The organism is Erythrobacter sp. W302b, from assembly GCF_046452395.1.
In the GTDB taxonomy this organism is placed as follows: domain Bacteria; phylum Pseudomonadota; class Alphaproteobacteria; order Sphingomonadales; family Sphingomonadaceae; genus Erythrobacter.
In genome coordinates this window covers 2,730,041-2,745,406 of record NZ_JBKFDH010000001.1, presented here as the reverse complement: position 1 = coordinate 2,745,406, position 15,366 = coordinate 2,730,041, and the positions used below count along the sequence as shown (strand labels likewise).

Annotated in this window: 15 protein-coding genes; 7 read left to right on the top strand and 8 right to left on the bottom strand. The window is 65.1% G+C overall.

What is annotated here, in order from left to right; all coding sequences use genetic code 11:
- Nucleotides 1-49: 49 nt before the first annotated feature.
- From ACLBKT_RS13005 to ACLBKT_RS12995, 3 genes are all read left to right on the top strand, one after another.
- The gene (locus ACLBKT_RS13005) at nucleotides 50-685 is read left to right on the top strand and encodes a lysophospholipid acyltransferase family protein (protein ID WP_410183334.1); all 636 of its coding nucleotides are present in this window, start codon (nucleotides 50-52) and stop codon (nucleotides 683-685) included.
- Nucleotides 678-1,478 carry a DUF1295 domain-containing protein gene (locus ACLBKT_RS13000; protein ID WP_410183333.1) on the top strand — a complete coding sequence of 267 codons (801 nt, stop codon included), beginning with the start codon at nucleotides 678-680 and terminating at the stop codon, nucleotides 1,476-1,478. Before ACLBKT_RS13005 ends, ACLBKT_RS13000 begins: the two co-directional genes overlap by 8 nt.
- A 124-nt stretch (nucleotides 1,479-1,602) precedes the next feature.
- Nucleotides 1,603-2,241 carry a hypothetical protein gene (locus ACLBKT_RS12995; RefSeq protein ID WP_410183332.1) on the top strand — a complete coding sequence of 213 codons (639 nt, stop codon included), beginning with the start codon at nucleotides 1,603-1,605 and terminating at the stop codon, nucleotides 2,239-2,241.
- Here the strand turns inward: ACLBKT_RS12995 and ACLBKT_RS12990 are convergent.
- The 5 genes from ACLBKT_RS12990 to ACLBKT_RS12970 form a co-directional block, all read right to left on the bottom strand.
- Nucleotides 2,238-2,747, bottom strand: coding sequence for a nuclear transport factor 2 family protein (locus ACLBKT_RS12990; protein WP_410183331.1), 510 nt, complete (start codon nucleotides 2,745-2,747; stop codon nucleotides 2,238-2,240). The two genes, ACLBKT_RS12995 and ACLBKT_RS12990, sit on opposite strands and share 4 nt — an antisense overlap.
- Before the next feature lie 47 nt (nucleotides 2,748-2,794).
- Nucleotides 2,795-3,580 carry a M50 family metallopeptidase gene (locus ACLBKT_RS12985; protein WP_410183330.1) on the bottom strand — a complete coding sequence of 262 codons (786 nt, stop codon included), beginning with the start codon at nucleotides 3,578-3,580 and terminating at the stop codon, nucleotides 2,795-2,797.
- A 5-nt stretch (nucleotides 3,581-3,585) separates the two neighbouring features.
- Nucleotides 3,586-4,728 carry an AI-2E family transporter gene (locus ACLBKT_RS12980; protein WP_410183329.1) on the bottom strand — a complete coding sequence of 381 codons (1,143 nt, stop codon included), beginning with the start codon at nucleotides 4,726-4,728 and terminating at the stop codon, nucleotides 3,586-3,588.
- Between the two features lie 71 nt (nucleotides 4,729-4,799).
- A complete protein-coding gene (gyrB, locus tag ACLBKT_RS12975) occupies nucleotides 4,800-7,376 on the bottom strand; it encodes a DNA topoisomerase (ATP-hydrolyzing) subunit B (protein WP_410183328.1) in 2,577 nt (858 codons plus the stop codon).
- 96 nt (nucleotides 7,377-7,472) lie between these two features.
- Complete coding sequence (locus ACLBKT_RS12970) at nucleotides 7,473-8,216, bottom strand: PIG-L deacetylase family protein (RefSeq protein ID WP_410183327.1); 744 nt, start codon at nucleotides 8,214-8,216, stop codon at nucleotides 7,473-7,475.
- Between the two features lie 84 nt (nucleotides 8,217-8,300).
- Between ACLBKT_RS12970 and ACLBKT_RS12965 the strand changes: the two genes are divergently transcribed.
- On the top strand, nucleotides 8,301-9,863 hold the full coding sequence (locus ACLBKT_RS12965; RefSeq protein WP_410183326.1) for a class I adenylate-forming enzyme family protein: 1,563 nt from the start codon (nucleotides 8,301-8,303) through the stop codon (nucleotides 9,861-9,863).
- Between the two features lie 76 nt (nucleotides 9,864-9,939).
- Here ACLBKT_RS12965 and ACLBKT_RS12960 read toward each other — a convergent pair whose 3' ends face one another.
- Together ACLBKT_RS12960 and ACLBKT_RS12955 are read right to left on the bottom strand one after the other, a co-directional pair.
- Nucleotides 9,940-10,110, bottom strand: coding sequence for a hypothetical protein (locus ACLBKT_RS12960; protein ID WP_410183325.1), 171 nt, complete (start codon nucleotides 10,108-10,110; stop codon nucleotides 9,940-9,942).
- 510 nt (nucleotides 10,111-10,620) lie between these two features.
- Nucleotides 10,621-10,947 (bottom strand): UrcA family protein, encoded by a 327-nt coding sequence (locus ACLBKT_RS12955; RefSeq protein WP_410183324.1) that lies wholly within the window; start codon nucleotides 10,945-10,947, stop codon nucleotides 10,621-10,623.
- Nucleotides 10,948-11,213: 266 nt separating this feature from the next.
- Between ACLBKT_RS12955 and guaA the strand changes: the two genes are divergently transcribed.
- From guaA to ACLBKT_RS12940, 3 genes are all read left to right on the top strand, one after another.
- Nucleotides 11,214-12,815: a glutamine-hydrolyzing GMP synthase gene (gene guaA / locus ACLBKT_RS12950; protein WP_410183323.1), complete on the top strand. Its 1,602-nt coding sequence runs from the start codon at nucleotides 11,214-11,216 to the stop codon at nucleotides 12,813-12,815.
- Between the two features lie 109 nt (nucleotides 12,816-12,924).
- Entirely contained in the window at nucleotides 12,925-13,566 is a 642-nt protein-coding gene (locus tag ACLBKT_RS12945) for a YceI family protein (RefSeq protein WP_410183322.1), read from the top strand.
- Nucleotides 13,567-13,833: 267 nt separating this feature from the next.
- Entirely contained in the window at nucleotides 13,834-14,808 is a 975-nt protein-coding gene (locus tag ACLBKT_RS12940) for an NAD(P)H-dependent flavin oxidoreductase (RefSeq protein ID WP_410183321.1), read from the top strand.
- 33 nt (nucleotides 14,809-14,841) lie between these two features.
- Here the strand turns inward: ACLBKT_RS12940 and ACLBKT_RS12935 are convergent, their stop codons facing one another.
- A complete protein-coding gene (locus ACLBKT_RS12935; protein ID WP_410183320.1) occupies nucleotides 14,842-15,303 on the bottom strand; it encodes a hypothetical protein in 462 nt (153 codons plus the stop codon).
- Nucleotides 15,304-15,366 lie beyond the last annotated feature (63 nt).

The following is a 15,366-nucleotide window of genomic DNA, read 5'->3' as shown; positions in this document are numbered from 1 at the left end:
GGCCACAAGGGGCCAAGCCTTTTGGGAGAGGGCAGGGACATTGCCGCACATGCCGACCGCCGCCGCGCACACCCGTGCGCCAACTCTGCTTTCGCGCATCGTGCGCCGCATCATCCTCGCGATCTGGTATGTCAGGGGGTGGAGGATCGACTCCCCGCTGCCCAAGCATCTCAAGAAATATGTGCTCGCCGGCGCGCCGCATACCTCGAACTGGGACTTCGTGTTCTTCACCGGGGCGACGCATGAAGAGGGCGTGCGGCCCAATTTCATGGGCAAGCACACCCTGTTCACAGGCGTCATGAAGAACTTCATGCTCGACATGGGTGGCATCCCGGTCGATCGCACCGCGAAGGCCAATGCCACCGAGCAGGTCGCCGCCGAATTCGCGCGCCGCGACGAACTCGCGCTGGTGATCGCCTGCGAAGGGACGCGCAAGTCTGATGGCAAGTGGAAGTCCGGATTCTACCACATTGCCCGCGCGGCGAATGTCCCGATCGTCCCCGCCTTTGCCGACAATGTGAAGAAGATCATCAGCTTCGGCCCGCCGATGATCCCCACCGGGAATTACGGCGAAGACCTGCTCAAGATTGCCGAATGGTTCCGCTCCAAGCTGCCCGATTACGAGCGCTTCAAGGTGCTGGAACAGCAGGCGCGCGACATCATTGCGGGGAAGAACGATGTTTGAACTCCTCGCGCTCAACGCCGCGATCCTGTTGGTGCTGGTGCTGATCCAGTGGGCGATCAGCGTGACAATCGACGATGTCAGCTTCATCGACGCCTTTTGGGGCGCAGGGATGGCGATCCTTGCGGTGGCGAGCTGGCTGCATGTGCCCGGCAGTCCCGGCGCTCTGGCGACGCTGATCATGGCGATGACAGCCGCGTGGGGCTTCCGGCTCGGCGGTTACCTGTTTCTGCGCTGGCGCAAGGAAGGCGAGGACAAGCGTTACAAGCTGATCCTCAAGAAAGACCGCGAGGCGGGCCGCTTTGCGCAGGCCGCGCTGACACGGGTGTGGCTGATGCAGGCGGTGCTGCTCTTTGCGGTGTCGTCACCGGCGCAGGTTGGCATTCTAGCGAGCGGTGCGCCTGCCCCGATCCCGCCACTGGCGTGGGTCGGATTCGCGGTGTGGAGCATCGGCGTATTCTTCGAATGGGTTGGCGATTGGCAGCTCGCCCGCTTCAAGGCCGATCCGGCCAATCACGGCAAGGTGCTCGACACCGGGCTGTGGCGCTACACCCGCCACCCCAACTATTTCGGCGACTTCGCCGCGTGGTGGGGCATCTGGCTCGCCTGTGCGGCGGCGGGCTGGCAATATGCCGCGGCGACGGTGATCGGCCCGCTGTTCCTCAGCTTCACGCTGACGAAATGGTCGGGCGTCACCCTGCTGGAGAAGGGCCTCGACAAGTCCAAGGGCGACAAATACGCCGAATACAAACGCCGCACCTCAGCGTTTTTCCCGCGGCCGCCGCGGAACGGATAGGCCGCTCAACCGTCTCTTGCACATGAGCTTTCCCTTGCTGCGGCGCACAAAAATCGACGAGCGCCTCTTCCGGCCTGCGCCCGCTTCGCCTATGTTGGCGCTTGCGCGAGGAGGCGCGATCGACATGGGATTGAACGAAACCGCCCGGGAAGCCGAGCGCGAGCGGATCGCGCGGCATGTGCTCGATCTGGTCAAGGAGCGCGGCTCGGAAATCCCGTGGACTGTCGCAATGGCCGAAAGCGGGCTGACCCGTGCACGCTTCGAAACGCTGTTTGCCGATTACGATGATCTGTTCGATGTGGTGGCGCAAACATGGTTCGCCCCGCAGTTGCAGGTGATGGAAGAGGTGCTCGCCACCAACCTGCCGCCGCCGCGCAAGATGTACGAATTCTTCCGCCGCCGCTTCGTCATTTCGCAGGAACGCTTTCGCGCCGATCCGCACTTCTTCAGCATCCTGTGCGAAATGGGCGCGGCCAACTTCGAACGGGTGCGCTCCTATGTCGATCTCGCCGATCACTACCTGTGCGAGTTGATCGCCGAAGCGCAGGCGGATGGCTATTTCGCCGGGCTGGAGATTGACGAGGCGCTCTCGCTGATCAACCAGATGATCTCGAACTACACCCTGCCCGATGCGCTGATCTATCTCGGCGACAAGCTGACCGAGCAGAAGCTGGCGCGGATCGTGGACACGATGTTCATCGGCCTGTCGGGTGAGGCGGGGGCCGATGCCTCGGGGGTGAACACGCTGAAGGTCGCGTCCTAGGCCGCGTCCCACCACGCTGCCGACGGATCGTCTGCCCCGCGTGCACCGCGCCGTTGCAGACCATCGAACAGCCCGCCTTCCAGCTGCATCGTCGCAGGCGCCGTGCGGTTCCAGTCCATGACATAGAGCCGCTCGGCAATCTGCCAGCGGCCTTCGCGCTTTGCCAGCGTGTCGAGATAGCGCCCGCCGACCACCAGTTCGATTGCGCCATCGGGCGTGGGGATGATGTGGAGCGCGACACAGTTTGTCTCGGCCCGCGCGGTCAGGTCCGCGATGCGGATCACGGTGTTGCTGATATTGTGCTGGGTCAGCCGCATCGCACCAAGGCCCGCCATCAGTCCGGGGATCACCTCGGCGATGGGCTTCGCACCGTCGCCATAGTCGATCACGGCGTCAGGCGTGAACACCGCGGCGAGCTGTTCGGGATCGCAGCGGTCGATCCCGCGGCAATAGAGCGCAAGGGTTTCGGCAATGGCGAGCCGGTCGGCGAGTTCGATCATGTCCATGGCGCGGTTCTAGTCGCTTGGCGCGGGCAGCGGGACTGCCGAAAGCGTCAGCGCCTGGGGTCTCGCCTGAATTGCAGCACGTTGGCGGGCAGCTTTCGCGGCGGTGGGCGCAAGCGGTGTTCGGCCAGCGCATATTTGAGTGCGGCGCCCACCATCACGCCCGAGAGCAGCAGGATCAACCCCGCCCAGAACCAGTGCGGCAGGCCCAGCGCGGCTTCGATCTGCCCGGTATCCGACATCATCGGTCGGCCGTCCACCATGCCCTGCTCGGTGAACAGGTAATTGAAATCGCGCAGCATGGACATGGCGCCCAGCACGCCCAGGAATTGCAGGCTGAAGCGCGCAAAGCCGGGGGAGGCGCGCCATGCGATCAGGGCGAGGATCGCAGCGACCAATGGCAGCACCCACAGCCCGGTCAGCGAGCGCACCCAGATCAGCACGCTGCCAAGGATCACCGCCGCGGACAGCCATAGCACCGGCCGCCACGCCTTGGGATGGGCGCTGGCGACGATCAGCAGGGCGCCCACCGCGCTCGGTGCGATCGGCCCGCCGGCAGCAATCGCCGCATGGGTGAAGCGCGACGCCTCACCCGAAACCTGACTCTCGGCCAAGCCCGAGCCATTGGGGAAGATCATCAGCTGTTCGAAATGCTGACCGAGCAGCATTGCGGTGAGGCCGTGGCCCATTTCGTGGAACCACGTCGTCAGGATCGCGAAGGGATAGATGAGGTAGGCGCCAAACGGCAACGCGGGCAGCATCGTCACCACCAGACCGGCGACGACCAGCCGTCCGATCGCTTCACCCTGCGAACCGGGAGTGACGAGCGGCTGCATCCTGCTCAGTCCGCCGCTTCCGGATCGTCGTGGACGTGGCCGTGCACATCGACCCGGATCGCGCCGCGCTCGGCAGCCTCGCGGTCCTCGTCGCGCTGTTCGCGCAGGATCGACCAGCTCGCAAGGAACAGCCCCGCCACAAGCGGCCCGAGCACAATGCCCGAAAAGCCCACGAAGCTGATCCCGCCCAGCGTGGTGATGAGGATGATCCAATCCGGGATGCCGGTGTCGCGGCCGACCAGAATCGGACGCAGCACATTGTCGGCCGAGGAGATGACGAAGAAGCCGGTCAGCAGCACGAATAGCCCCTGCCAGGTCTCGCCCGTGATCAGCAGATACAGCCCGGCCGGCACCCACACCGCGCCCGATCCGATCACCGGCACCAGCGCGAAGATCGCCATGATCACCCCGAACAGCAAGGCCGAGGGCACACCCGCGATCATCAGCGTGATCGTGCCAAGCGCGCCCTGCACCAGAGCAACGACGCCGGTGCCCTTGATCGTGGCGCGCACGATACCGAGGAACCGCTCGGCCAGCCGGTCAGCGATGCTGCGTTCGACCGGGACAGCGCACAGCACGGTGCGTCCGATCCGCTCGCCATCGCGCAGCAGGAAGAACATCACATACAGCGCCACGCCGAAGGAGAGGAAAAAGCTGAGTGCCCCGCTGCCGATCGAGACGGCCTGCGATGCGATCATCCCGGCGCTTTCGGTGAGCAGTTCCTGCAAGCGCGTCTGCACCGTCGCGATATCCGCCCAGCCGCTGCGATCCACCGCCTCGCGGGCAAACTGCGGCAGCCGCGTGTACACCGTATCGAACAGCGCCGCGAGGTCGATAGGCTGCTGTTGCAAGGTGGTGACCAGCACAAAGGCTTGCTGGATCACCATCGAGGCAATCCAGGCCGCAGGCACCAGCACCAGAATGAAGATGATCAGCAATGACAGCCCGGCGGCCGGGTTGCGCCGCCCGCGCAGGCGCCGCAACACGTTGCGATAAAGCGGCTGGAACATGATCGCCGCCAATCCCGCCCACAGCAGGGGCTGGGCGAAGGGATAGATCACTACGGCCATCAGCAGAGTGACCACCGCGAGGATGATCAGGAAGCTGGTCTGTTGCAGTTCCTCGGTGCGGTGGGGCTGGCTGGCCATTGCTGCTCCGGATCTAGGCGTCGAGATTGGCGGCGTTCAGGGCCCCCGGCGAACATTGCTGGCTGATGCAATCAGACATCAAGGTTCGCCACATTAAGGGCATTGTCCTGAATGAACTCGCGCCGCGGTTCGACGATATCGCCCATCAGGCGGGTGAAGATTTCGTCGGTCACGTCGGCATCTTCAACCTTCACCTGCAGCAGCACGCGGGCCTCGGGATCGAGCGTGGTTTCCCACAATTGCTCGGCATTCATTTCGCCCAGACCCTTGTAGCGCGCAATCGCGAGACCCTTGCGCCCGGCGGCGAAGATCGCGTCGAGCAGCTGGCTCGGACGGCTGATGCCGTCGTCCTGCGGCGGGGGCGGGGGGACAACGGCCTGCTCGGCCTCTCCGGCGAAGCCATCGCCTTCCATCGGCTCATCGCCAAGGGCGGTGTCGGTCTCCGGCTCGTCCGGCACGTCGCCCGCGCGCACCAGACGGACGGGCGAGGCATAGGCATCGGCCTGCGCGGCGGCAAGGCCGTGGAGCTTGTGGGCTTCGGTGCTGACAAGGAAGCGCGCGTCGATTTCGTGCACGTCTGTCACGCCGCGCCACAGGCGTTCGAACACGACCGTGCCATCATCGCGCTGATAGGCGCTCCAGCGTGCTTCGCGGTCGCCCGCGCCGAGGCGGCCAGCCGCACGCCCCAGCGCAGCGGCGAGCGCTTCGCCCGCCAGCCCCGGTTCGAGCGCGCCAACCAGCGCCATCTGTTCCACGATCCCGCTGTCATAGCGGCGCGGCACGAAGGCGAGCAGGTTCTTCAAGCGCAGCGCGCCATCCACCAGCGCACGCAGATCATCGCCGCCGCGCGCCCCTTCGGTGGTTTCGATCACCCGGCCTTGCAGCCCGGCATCGACCAGATAGCGATCAAGCGCCGCCTGATCCTTGAGATAGACCTCGCTTCGTCCCTTGCTCACCTTGAACAACGGCGGCTGGGCGATGAAGAGGTGCCCGGCCTTGATCATCTCGGGCATCTGGCGGTGGAAGAAGGTCAGCAGCAGCGTGCGGATATGCGCCCCGTCCACGTCCGCGTCGGTCATGATGACGATCTTGTGGTAGCGCAGCTTCTCGAGGTTGAACTCGTCGCGGATGCCGGTGCCCATTGCCTGGATCAGGGTGCCGACTTCCTTCGAGGAAATGATCCGGTCAAACCGCGCGCGCTCAACGTTGAGGATCTTGCCCTTCAGCGGCAGGATCGCCTGCGTCTTGCGGTCACGCCCCTGCTTGGCCGAGCCGCCTGCGGAATCGCCCTCGACAAGGAACAGCTCGGACTTGGCCGGATCGCGTTCCTGGCAATCGGCGAGCTTGCCGGGGAGGCTGGCGACGCTCATCGCCCCCTTGCGGCTCATTTCGCGGGCGCGGCGCGCGGCTTCGCGGGCGGCGGCGGCGTCAATGATCTTCTGGATGATGGCACGCGCGTCGGCGGGGTTTTCCTCGAGCCACTCGCTCATCTTCTCGCCCATCAGGGTTTCGAGCGGCGAGCGCACTTCGGAGCTGACCAGCTTGTCCTTGGTCTGGCTGGAGAACTTGGGATCGGGCAGTTTGACGCTGACGATGGCGGTGAGGCCTTCGCGCATGTCTTCGCCGGAGAGGCTGACCTTCTCCTTCTTGAGCATCCCCGAACGCTCGGCATAGTTGTTGAGCGTGCGCGTCAGCGCGGCACGGAAGGCCGACAGGTGCGTGCCGCCGTCGCGCTGGGGGATGTTGTTGGTGAAGGCGAGGACATTCTCGTAATAGGAATCGTTCCATTCGAGCGCGACATCGATCCCGATCCCGTCCTTCTCGGCCGACACGGCGATGGGTTCACCCACCAGCGGCTGCTTGTTGCGGTCGAGATATTTCACGAAGGCCGCGATCCCGCCCTCGTAGTAGAGATCGTGCTCGACCAGCTCCTCGTGGCGCTTGTCGCGTAGCTTGATGCGCACGCCCGAGTTCAGGAAGGCAAGCTCGCGGTAGCGGTGCTCCAGCTTCTCGAAATCGAATTCGGTGACGTTCTTGAAAGTGTCGTGGCTGGCCTTGAAGGTGACGCGGGTGCCCTTCTTGAAGCCGTTCGGGTCGGCATTGCGATCAGACTTGGGCGCATCGCCGACGACCTTCAGCGGCCCGACCGCATCGCCATGCTCGAAGCGCATCCAGTGTTCCTGGCCCTCGCGCCAGATGGTAAGTTCAAGCCATTCGGACAGCGCGTTCACCACCGAGACGCCCACGCCATGGAGGCCGCCCGAGACCTTGTAGGCGTTGTCGTCCGAGGTGTTCTCGAACTTGCCGCCCGCGTGGAGCTGGGTCATGATCACTTCGGCGGCGGACACGCCTTCTTCGGCATGCATTCCGGTGGGAATGCCCCGGCCATTATCTTCGACCGATACGGAACCATCGGGGTTCAATTCGATCAGAACGAGGTCGCAATGACCCGCCAATGCCTCGTCGATGGCATTGTCTGAAACTTCAAAGACCATGTGATGCAGGCCCGACCCGTCGTCGGTGTCGCCGATATACATGCCGGGGCGCTTGCGGACCGCATCGAGGCCCTTGAGAACCTTGATGGAATCAGCGCCATACTCGTTGGCATTGGGCACTTTGGCGGGGGGGTGATTGGTGTTCTCGTCCATGGCCCATCATATAGGGGCTTGGACTGCGAAACCCAACCGCGGGACGCCCCTTGGGAGCGCTTTTCCACGGGTGACAAGGGCCGTTGGTCGAGCGTTTCAGAAAGCGGGTCGGAAATGCACTGTACCGCGCCACATGGTCGCATCGAAGAGCGGCATTATCCCGGCGCGGGTCGCGGCATCGAACTGGGTCACATGGCACGCGGCAGCGGCTTTGGCGGCGTCGAGATCGGCGGGGGTATAGGCGATGCTTTGGGTCAGCAGCGCCGGATCGGTTGTGCCCCAGCTGGCCATGTCTGGCACCGGCGGCAGGCTGCCTGCGGGGATGCCGACATAGAGCAGCGTCGGACGGTCGGCGGCGGGCATGGCCTGCACGATCTGCGTCGTCAACGCGCTCACCAGGCGGTGATCGGCATGGCCATAGCCGCCGTCCGGCCCCCAGGTCAGCACCGTGTCGGCGGAGGCCAGGTGCGGGACCATTGCGCCTGTCAGAGCATTGTCGCGAACTCGCTCGGCCAGCCGCCCGTCGCCGAAGCCGAGATTGTCCACTGCGGCCACGCCCAGCGCGCGTCCGGCGCATTGCGCTTCGCCGCGGCGCGTATCGGCCAGCGCCTCGCCCTTGGCCATTCCTGACACGCCCGGCCCGGCATCCCCCGGCGTTGCGTGGATGATGGTGACCGTGGCCCCCTGCCGGGCCAAGGCGGCGATCGCAGGCGCCATCGGCAATTCGTCGTCCGGGTGGGCCAGCATGACGACCACGCGCCTCGGCGCGGACGTTTCCTGCGCAGTGACAGGTGTCATCGCCAGTGCAGCGAGTGCGATTGGTGCAGCAATGCGGTTCATCCGAGCCTCTCCCTCGCCGCGCTTCCTGCCACTTGTGCAGGCCCCTTCGCAAATCCTTTGCGCCAGAGGCTGGGCTGATTATGCATGGCGCCCATGAGCCACGACCTGATGATGAGCCGCCTTGCCGAACCCTTCGGCAGCTTCCCCGACATCCTGATGGAATGGAGCCGCATCAAGGGCGATGACCTCGCCCTCGTCGACGAAAGGCGCGAGGTTTACTGGGCGGAACTCGTCGGGCTGGTCGAGCGGCTGGCGGCGCGGCTGGTGGAGACCGGGTTGCAACGCGGGCAATCGGTCGCGATCCTCGGCACGTCCACGGTCGAATATGCGCTGGTGTTCCTCGCCGCCGTGCGCGCCGGGGGCGTGGCCGCACCGCTGACGACCAGCGCCTCGCCCGAACAGCTTGCGGGGATGGCGAAGGATTCGGGGGCGATCCATCTGTTCATCGATGCAGCCAAGGCGGCGGAACTCGGCACTGACTTCATGGCCGATCTGATCCGCGTGCCGCTCGAGAGCATCGATCAGTGGATGGCCCCTCCCGGCACCCGTGCGCCGGCCTTTGTGCCCGAGCCCAAAGACCCGTTCAACATCATCTATTCCTCCGGGACGACCGGCATTCCCAAGGGCATCGTCCATTCGCACCAGATGCGCTGGCGGCAATTTGCCTCCACGGCGCTTTCGTACCTTGGTGCCGGACTGGAAATCCGCTCGCTCGCTTCGACACCGCTCTATTCGAACACCACAATGGTCGCCTTCTTGCCGGTGCTGCTGGCGGGGGGCTGCGTGCGGGTGATGGGCAAGTTCGACTGCGCCAAGTGGCTGGCCTTTGCGCAAGCCGACCGCACCACGATCACCATGCTCGTACCGGTGCAGTATCAGCGGTTGATGGATTTCGAGCGCTTCGATGCGTTCGACCTGACGAGCCTGAAACTCAAGTACTGCACCTCCGCGCCCTTCTCCGCCGAATTGAAACGCGAAGTGCTCAAACGGATGCCCGGCGGTCTCATCGAGATCTATTCGATGACCGAGGGCGGGGTCGTGTGCCTGCTCGCGGCCCACGAATTCCCCGACAAGCTCCACACCGTCGGCCGCCCCGCGCCGGGGAGCGAGCTCAAGGTGCTCGACGACGAGGATCGCGAAGTCCCACCCGGCACTCCCGGCAATATGGTCGGCCGTAGCCTCACCATGATGAGCGGTTACAAGAACCGCCCCGACAAGACCGCCGAAGCCCAGTGGATCGACCCTGCCACGGGCGAGGCGTGGATGCGGATGGGGGATATCGGCCGGGTGGACGCGGAGGGCTTCGTCGAACTGGTGGGCCGTGCCAAGGACATGATCATCTCGGGCGGGTTCAACATCTACCCCTCCGATCTCGAAGCCGAATTGTGCCGGGAACCCGGCGTTGCCGAGGCGGCGGTGGTCGGGATGCCGTCGCGCAAGTGGGGCGAGAGCCCGGTCGGCTTCGTGGTGCTGAAGGACGGCGCTGGCGATCCGGCGACCATCATGGCGGCGGTGAATGCGCGGCTCGGCAAGACCCAGCGCCTCGCGGCGCTGCACCCGATTGCCGAAATGCCGCGCAGCCACATCGGCAAGCTGCTCAAGACCGAGTTGCGCGAGGAAGCCGCGCGACTGGGCGGGATCGACTGACGGGCGCCACAAACAGCTCGGCCCGGCTCCTCGGATGAGGAACCGGGCCGGTTGAGGCGTGTGCCTGCTGGCGCGCTTACACGATGAGCGTGTTGAACGCGGTGCCGCTGATGGCGACGGCGAGCAGCAAGGCGACAACCTTTTCGCTGATCATGTTCATGGTTCGGGTTTCCCTGTTTTGTTGTTGTTTGGGAGTCCGGGCAATCGGGGGGAGTTGGGGAGAGGACTGCCCGGACCGAAGCATCATATACAAAGCGTCGCGCAATTTTCAATTACCAAAAAGACTGAAAATAATTCATCACCGCAATCGAAAAAGGCAATCACCGGGCGTCGGTGCGGCTTGCTGTGGTCCGATCCGGGGAATGAGCGGCTTGAGACGCGGCCACCTTTTAAGGGGGGGGAGGGCGGTGGCCGCGTCTCGTTCGCTGCATGTCCGGCGCTGGGCCGAACGGAGACAGGGCGGGAGGGCCAAGCAGGGGGGGAGCGCTGGCCGCTCCTGCCGGTCAGGCAGGCAGGCAACGGGTCCGTGTTCGGATGCCGCACCCTGGCGATGGCTCCGCATGGGAGAATGCCGGTTTGGAGAGAGGGGCCCGGCAACGCATCGCTCGGATGGCGAAGTGGTGTTGCGCAGGCCCGAATTCAAATGCGAAAACACCAAGGTCAGTTGCAAAGGATGCAACGATCTGCCCCCTCGCCGGAATCAAGACGGCCGCCAGATCGCTCCGGCGGCCGTTTCGGTTCAAAGGCTTGGCCTGCCTCAGTTGGCGGCGACAGTGCGGCCGCTGCGGGCCTGCTGCATCATGGCGACCCGCTCAACTTCGGCGAGCGCGGCGGTGCGGGCTTCAGCCACGCACTTGCTGTCGACCGAGGTGCGACCGCTGCTGTAGCGGCCGGCGGCTTCGACGGTGCAGGCCTGACGCAGCTTGGCATTGATGCGCGCTTCGAGCGCGGCGCGGCCTTCCGGCGTGGTCACGTCGACATCGCCATAGGCAATGCGAACGGTCACGGCCTGCTCAGCCGCCGGTTCTGCGGCAACGGGCGCTGCGACGGCAGCGAGGGCGATCAGGGGGAGAGTGAAACGCATGGTATACTCCGATTTTGCGAGAGGGTGTCGGTAGGACGATGCCGCTGACCGGCATTCGGTTGCTGTTTGAAACTCTGGTGCAGTGCACAAGAATAATGTGCAAATGCGAAAGGTGCAGAATTGGTTCCAAAGATTGCAACGGATCCGGGCGCTTTTTCCGGGAACCTATTGAAAACTAGCTGTCACTTTTATGCTGCACTGCAAAAGTGTTGGCCGGTGATGCGGCGATGCTGGACAGCACGGGGCCTGCTTCGTAATCCGCCGCCATGAGCGCGCACCCTTCAAGCCCCGCAGCGGGCGATTCTGCCGTCCCCGAATCGATCCTGATCGTCGATTTCGGGTCCCAGGTGACGCAGTTGATCGCGCGCCGCGTGCGCGAGGCGGGGGTCTATTCCGAAATCGCCCCCTTCACGCAGGCCGAAGCTGCTTTTCGACGGATGCAGCCGAAGGGCATCATCCTGTCCGGCTCCCCTGCCAGCGTCCCCGAAGAGGGCAGCCCGCGCGCGCCGCAATCGCTGTTCGATGCGGGCCTGCCAATTCTCGGCATCTGCTATGGCCAGCAAGTGATGAGCCATCAGCTTGGCGGCGAAGTCCGGCCCGGCCATGAAACCGGCGAGGGCGGCGAATTCGGCCGCGCTTTCCTGACCGTCACCGGCGAATGTTCGCTGTTCAACGGCTTGTGGGAGGTGGGGGAGCGCCATCAGGTCTGGATGAGCCACGGCGACAAGGTGACGCAGTTCGCCCCGGGCTTTGAAATCGTCGCCACGTCCGACGGCGCGCCCTTCGCGGTGATCGCGGACGAGGCGCGCAAGTTCTACGGCACCCAGTTCCACCCCGAGGTGGTCCACACCCCCGATGGCGGCAAGCTGATCGCCAATTTCGTGCGCCATGTCTGCGGCCTCAGGGGCGACTGGACCATGGCCGAGTTCCGCAAGACCAAGATCGCCGAAATCCGCGCGCAGGTGGGCGACAAGCGGGTGATCTGCGGGCTTTCGGGCGGGGTCGATTCGGCGGTCGCGGCGGTGCTGATCCACGAGGCGATCGGCGACCAGCTGACCTGCGTCTTCGTCGACCACGGGTTGATGCGCATGAACGAGGCCGAGCAGGTCGTCACTCTGTTCCGCGACCACTACAACATCCCGCTCGTCCACGTGAACGCAGAGGAGCTGTTCCTCGGCGGGCTCGCGGGCCTCACCGACCCGGAAGCCAAGCGCAAGTTCATCGGCAAGACCTTCATCGACGTGTTCGAGGCCGAGGCGAAGAAGATCGGCGGGGCGGACTTCCTCGCGCAGGGGACGCTCTATCCCGACGTGATCGAATCGGTCTCCTTCACCGGCGGGCCTTCGGTGACGATCAAGAGCCACCACAATGTCGGCGGCCTGCCCGAACGCATGAACATGGCGCTGGTCGAGCCGCTGCGCGAACTCTTCAAGGACGAGGTCCGCGATCTGGGCCGCGAGCTCGGCCTGCCCGATGCCTTCGTCGGCCGCCACCCCTTCCCCGGCCCGGGCCTCGCCATCCGCATCCCCGGCGAAGTCACCAAGGAGCGCTGCGACATCCTGCGCAAGGCCGACGCGATCTATCTGGAGGAAATCCGCAACGCGGGCCTCTATGATGCGATCTGGCAGGCCTTTGCGGTGCTGCTGCCGGTCAAGACCGTGGGCGTGATGGGCGACGGGCGCACCTATGATTCGGTCTGCGCCCTGCGCGCCGTGACCTCGACCGACGGGATGACGGCGGACGTCTTCCCCTATGACGCCGGGTTCCTGACCCGCGTCGCCACCCGCATCGTCAACGAGGTCAAGGGCATCAACCGGGTGGTCTATGACTATACGTCAAAGCCGCCGGGGACGATCGAGTGGGAGTGATAAGCCGGGCGGTCGCAGTGCCGCTACGTTGATCCGCCCCTTCCGCCTGCGCGCAGAATCGCATATCGCTCAGCGCCGCACTTCCTGCATGAGAGGTCCTGTGATCGTGATGTCGAACCTTCGTCCCCTTGCCCTTGCCGCCGCATTCGCTGTGGGGCTGGCTGCCTGCGCCGAGCAGGGCACAAGTGCTCCGACGGACGCTGCCGCCGATGCAGCGCCGCTGACCGAGGGCGACTGGACTCTCGACCCGGCAGGCTCGCGCCTGTCCTATGTCAGCATCAAGGCGGGCGAGGTGGCCGAGGCCAACCGCTTCGACACGCTGTCGGGCAGCGTTGCGGCGGACGGCACGGCGACACTCGATATCGATCTCGCCTCGGTCAACACGGGTGTTGATATCCGCAATGAGCGGATGCGCGAAATCTTCTTCGGCGTGGCCGAAAACCCTAAGGCGACGGTGACCGCCAAGCTCGACCCGGCGGCGTTCGCGGGGCTGGCGGTCGGCCAGTCGCTCACCCGGCCCTTGAAGGCCAGCGTGGCGATCAAGGGTGCGTCCAGCGATGTCGAGACCGAAGTGCTGGTCACCCGCGCTTCGGCTGACCGGGTGACCGTGGTGCCGACCGCGCCGGTGATCATTTCGACCGACATGTTCGGCCTGACCGACGAACTGGGCGAATTGCGCGCGCTGGCGCAACTGCCCTCGATCACGCCTGCGGTGCCGGTAACCTTCACCCTGTCGTTCAAGCGCGGCTGAGGCGGAATTTACGCTTCAAATCAGGAGCCTTGCGCTGGATCAATGTGGTCTGGCGGGCGGTGTCGCATAGGCTGACGTGCCGGGCAGCTGGCGAGCGGGCCGATCCCACCGCATCCCCGCCGCCCGGCGACCTTCCGGAAATTGCACGCAACCTGACGCTACGGCGCGCGGCCTGCATCGCGCTCTCCCCAAAAGCGGGCTTGAAAGCGCGGCGCAACTCGGCTTGTCTCCCGCGCAAACACGCATTCCAACGGGAGAGACCACGCCATGAAGACCGCCATCACCGAAATGTTCGGCATCCAGCACCCCATCATCCAGGGCGGGATGCACTATGTCGGGTTCGCCGAAATGGCGGCGGCGGTCTCGAACGCCGGGGGTCTCGGCATCATCACCGGCCTCACGCAGGGCACGCCCGAAAAGCTCGCCAATGAAATCGCGCGCTGCAAGGACATGACCGACAAGCCGTTCGGCGTGAACCTCACCATTCTGCCGACCCTGACCCCGCCGGACTATCCGGGGCTGGTCAAGGCAGTGATCGACGGGGGCGTGAAGGTGGTCGAGACCGCCGGGCGCAACCCGGTCGATCTGCTGCCTGCGCTGAAGGACGCGGGGATCAAGGTGATCCACAAGTGCACTTCGGTGCGCCACTCGCTCAAGGCGCAGGACATCGGCTGCGATGCGGTGAGTGTCGACGGGTTCGAATGCGGCGGCCACCCGGGCGAGGACGATGTGCCGAACTTCATCCTGCTGCCGCGCGCGGCGGACGAGCTGGAGATCCCCTTCGTCTCCAGCGGCGGGATGGCTGACGGGCGCAGCCTTGTCGCGAGCCTTGCGATGGGGGCGCAGGGGATGAACATGGGCACCCGCTTCATCGCCACCAAGGAAGCCCCGGTGCACGAGAATGTGAAGCAGGCGATCCTCGCCGCATCCGAACTCGACACCCGCCTCGTCATGCGCCCGCTGCGCAACACCGAACGCGTGCTCAACAACGCCGCGGTCGAGCGCCTGATCGTCAAGGAGAAGGAACTGGGCGATGCCATCACCATTCAGGACATCCTGCCGGAAGTCGCCGGGGTCTATCCCAAGATCATGATGGAAGGGACGATGGACGCAGGCGCGTGGAGCTGCGGCATGGTCGCCGGGCTGATCCACGACATCCCGACCTGTCAGGAACTGATCGACCGGATCATGCTCCAGGCCGAGGAAATTATCGCCCGGATGACCGCGATGGCCCGGGCCTGAACCGAACGGCGCGGGCGACCGGGGGCGGGTGGCTCAGCCTTCGCCGCCCTCGTTCGCTTTGACGCGGGTGTAAGGCACGAAATCCTCGAAGAACACCGCGCCGGTGAAGAACCCGAGGACCCGGTCAACCGTGGTCATCTGGTCGAGCCGGCACAGTTCGCTGGGGTTGAAGCGCTGGGTGACCAGCGCGTCATTATCGTCGATCTGATCGGGATCGCGGGTGCGCTGGACATAGATCGTGTTGCCCGAGCCATAGACATAGGCGGTGCGATCGATGGTGGTCATGCGCTGGCTGGGCAGGCTGCGGATGCAGCGCACCGGCTCACCCGCGACGCGGCCTTCGAGCAGCTTGGCAAGGCGCGCTTCGCCCTTGGTCGGGGGCGCGGCTTCGGCGGAGGTCTCGGTTTCGACGTCCTGCGCGGCAAGCGGGCTCAGGCTTAGGCCCACCAGCGCGAGCGGCACAGCGGCGATCAGGGCAGGGCGAAAACGGTTCATCGGGCGATCCTCGCAATCAGGGATACAGCACGCGTAGAGCACAGCCTGCCTTAACCGTCGCTG

What these genes read in the sequence shown, in the direction of transcription:
- ACLBKT_RS13005 (WP_410183334.1), top strand. Translation starts at nt 50, where the DNA reads ATGCCGACCGCCGCCGCGCACACCCGTGCGCCAACTCTGCTTTCGCGC.
- ACLBKT_RS13000 (WP_410183333.1), top strand. Translation starts at nt 678, where the DNA reads ATGTTTGAACTCCTCGCGCTCAACGCCGCGATCCTGTTGGTGCTGGTG.
- ACLBKT_RS12995 (WP_410183332.1), top strand. Translation starts at nt 1,603, where the DNA reads ATGGGATTGAACGAAACCGCCCGGGAAGCCGAGCGCGAGCGGATCGCG.
- ACLBKT_RS12990 (WP_410183331.1), bottom strand. Translation starts at nt 2,747, where the DNA reads ATGGACATGATCGAACTCGCCGACCGGCTCGCCATTGCCGAAACCCTT.
- ACLBKT_RS12985 (WP_410183330.1), bottom strand. Translation starts at nt 3,580, where the DNA reads ATGCAGCCGCTCGTCACTCCCGGTTCGCAGGGTGAAGCGATCGGACGG.
- ACLBKT_RS12980 (WP_410183329.1), bottom strand. Translation starts at nt 4,728, where the DNA reads ATGGCCAGCCAGCCCCACCGCACCGAGGAACTGCAACAGACCAGCTTC.
- gyrB (WP_410183328.1), bottom strand. Translation starts at nt 7,376, where the DNA reads ATGGACGAGAACACCAATCACCCCCCCGCCAAAGTGCCCAATGCCAAC.
- ACLBKT_RS12970 (WP_410183327.1), bottom strand. Translation starts at nt 8,216, where the DNA reads ATGAACCGCATTGCTGCACCAATCGCACTCGCTGCACTGGCGATGACA.
- ACLBKT_RS12965 (WP_410183326.1), top strand. Translation starts at nt 8,301, where the DNA reads ATGGCGCCCATGAGCCACGACCTGATGATGAGCCGCCTTGCCGAACCC.
- ACLBKT_RS12960 (WP_410183325.1), bottom strand. Translation starts at nt 10,110, where the DNA reads ATGATGCTTCGGTCCGGGCAGTCCTCTCCCCAACTCCCCCCGATTGCC.
- ACLBKT_RS12955 (WP_410183324.1), bottom strand. Translation starts at nt 10,947, where the DNA reads ATGCGTTTCACTCTCCCCCTGATCGCCCTCGCTGCCGTCGCAGCGCCC.
- guaA (WP_410183323.1), top strand. Translation starts at nt 11,214, where the DNA reads ATGAGCGCGCACCCTTCAAGCCCCGCAGCGGGCGATTCTGCCGTCCCC.
- ACLBKT_RS12945 (WP_410183322.1), top strand. Translation starts at nt 12,925, where the DNA reads ATGTCGAACCTTCGTCCCCTTGCCCTTGCCGCCGCATTCGCTGTGGGG.
- ACLBKT_RS12940 (WP_410183321.1), top strand. Translation starts at nt 13,834, where the DNA reads ATGAAGACCGCCATCACCGAAATGTTCGGCATCCAGCACCCCATCATC.
- ACLBKT_RS12935 (WP_410183320.1), bottom strand. Translation starts at nt 15,303, where the DNA reads ATGAACCGTTTTCGCCCTGCCCTGATCGCCGCTGTGCCGCTCGCGCTG.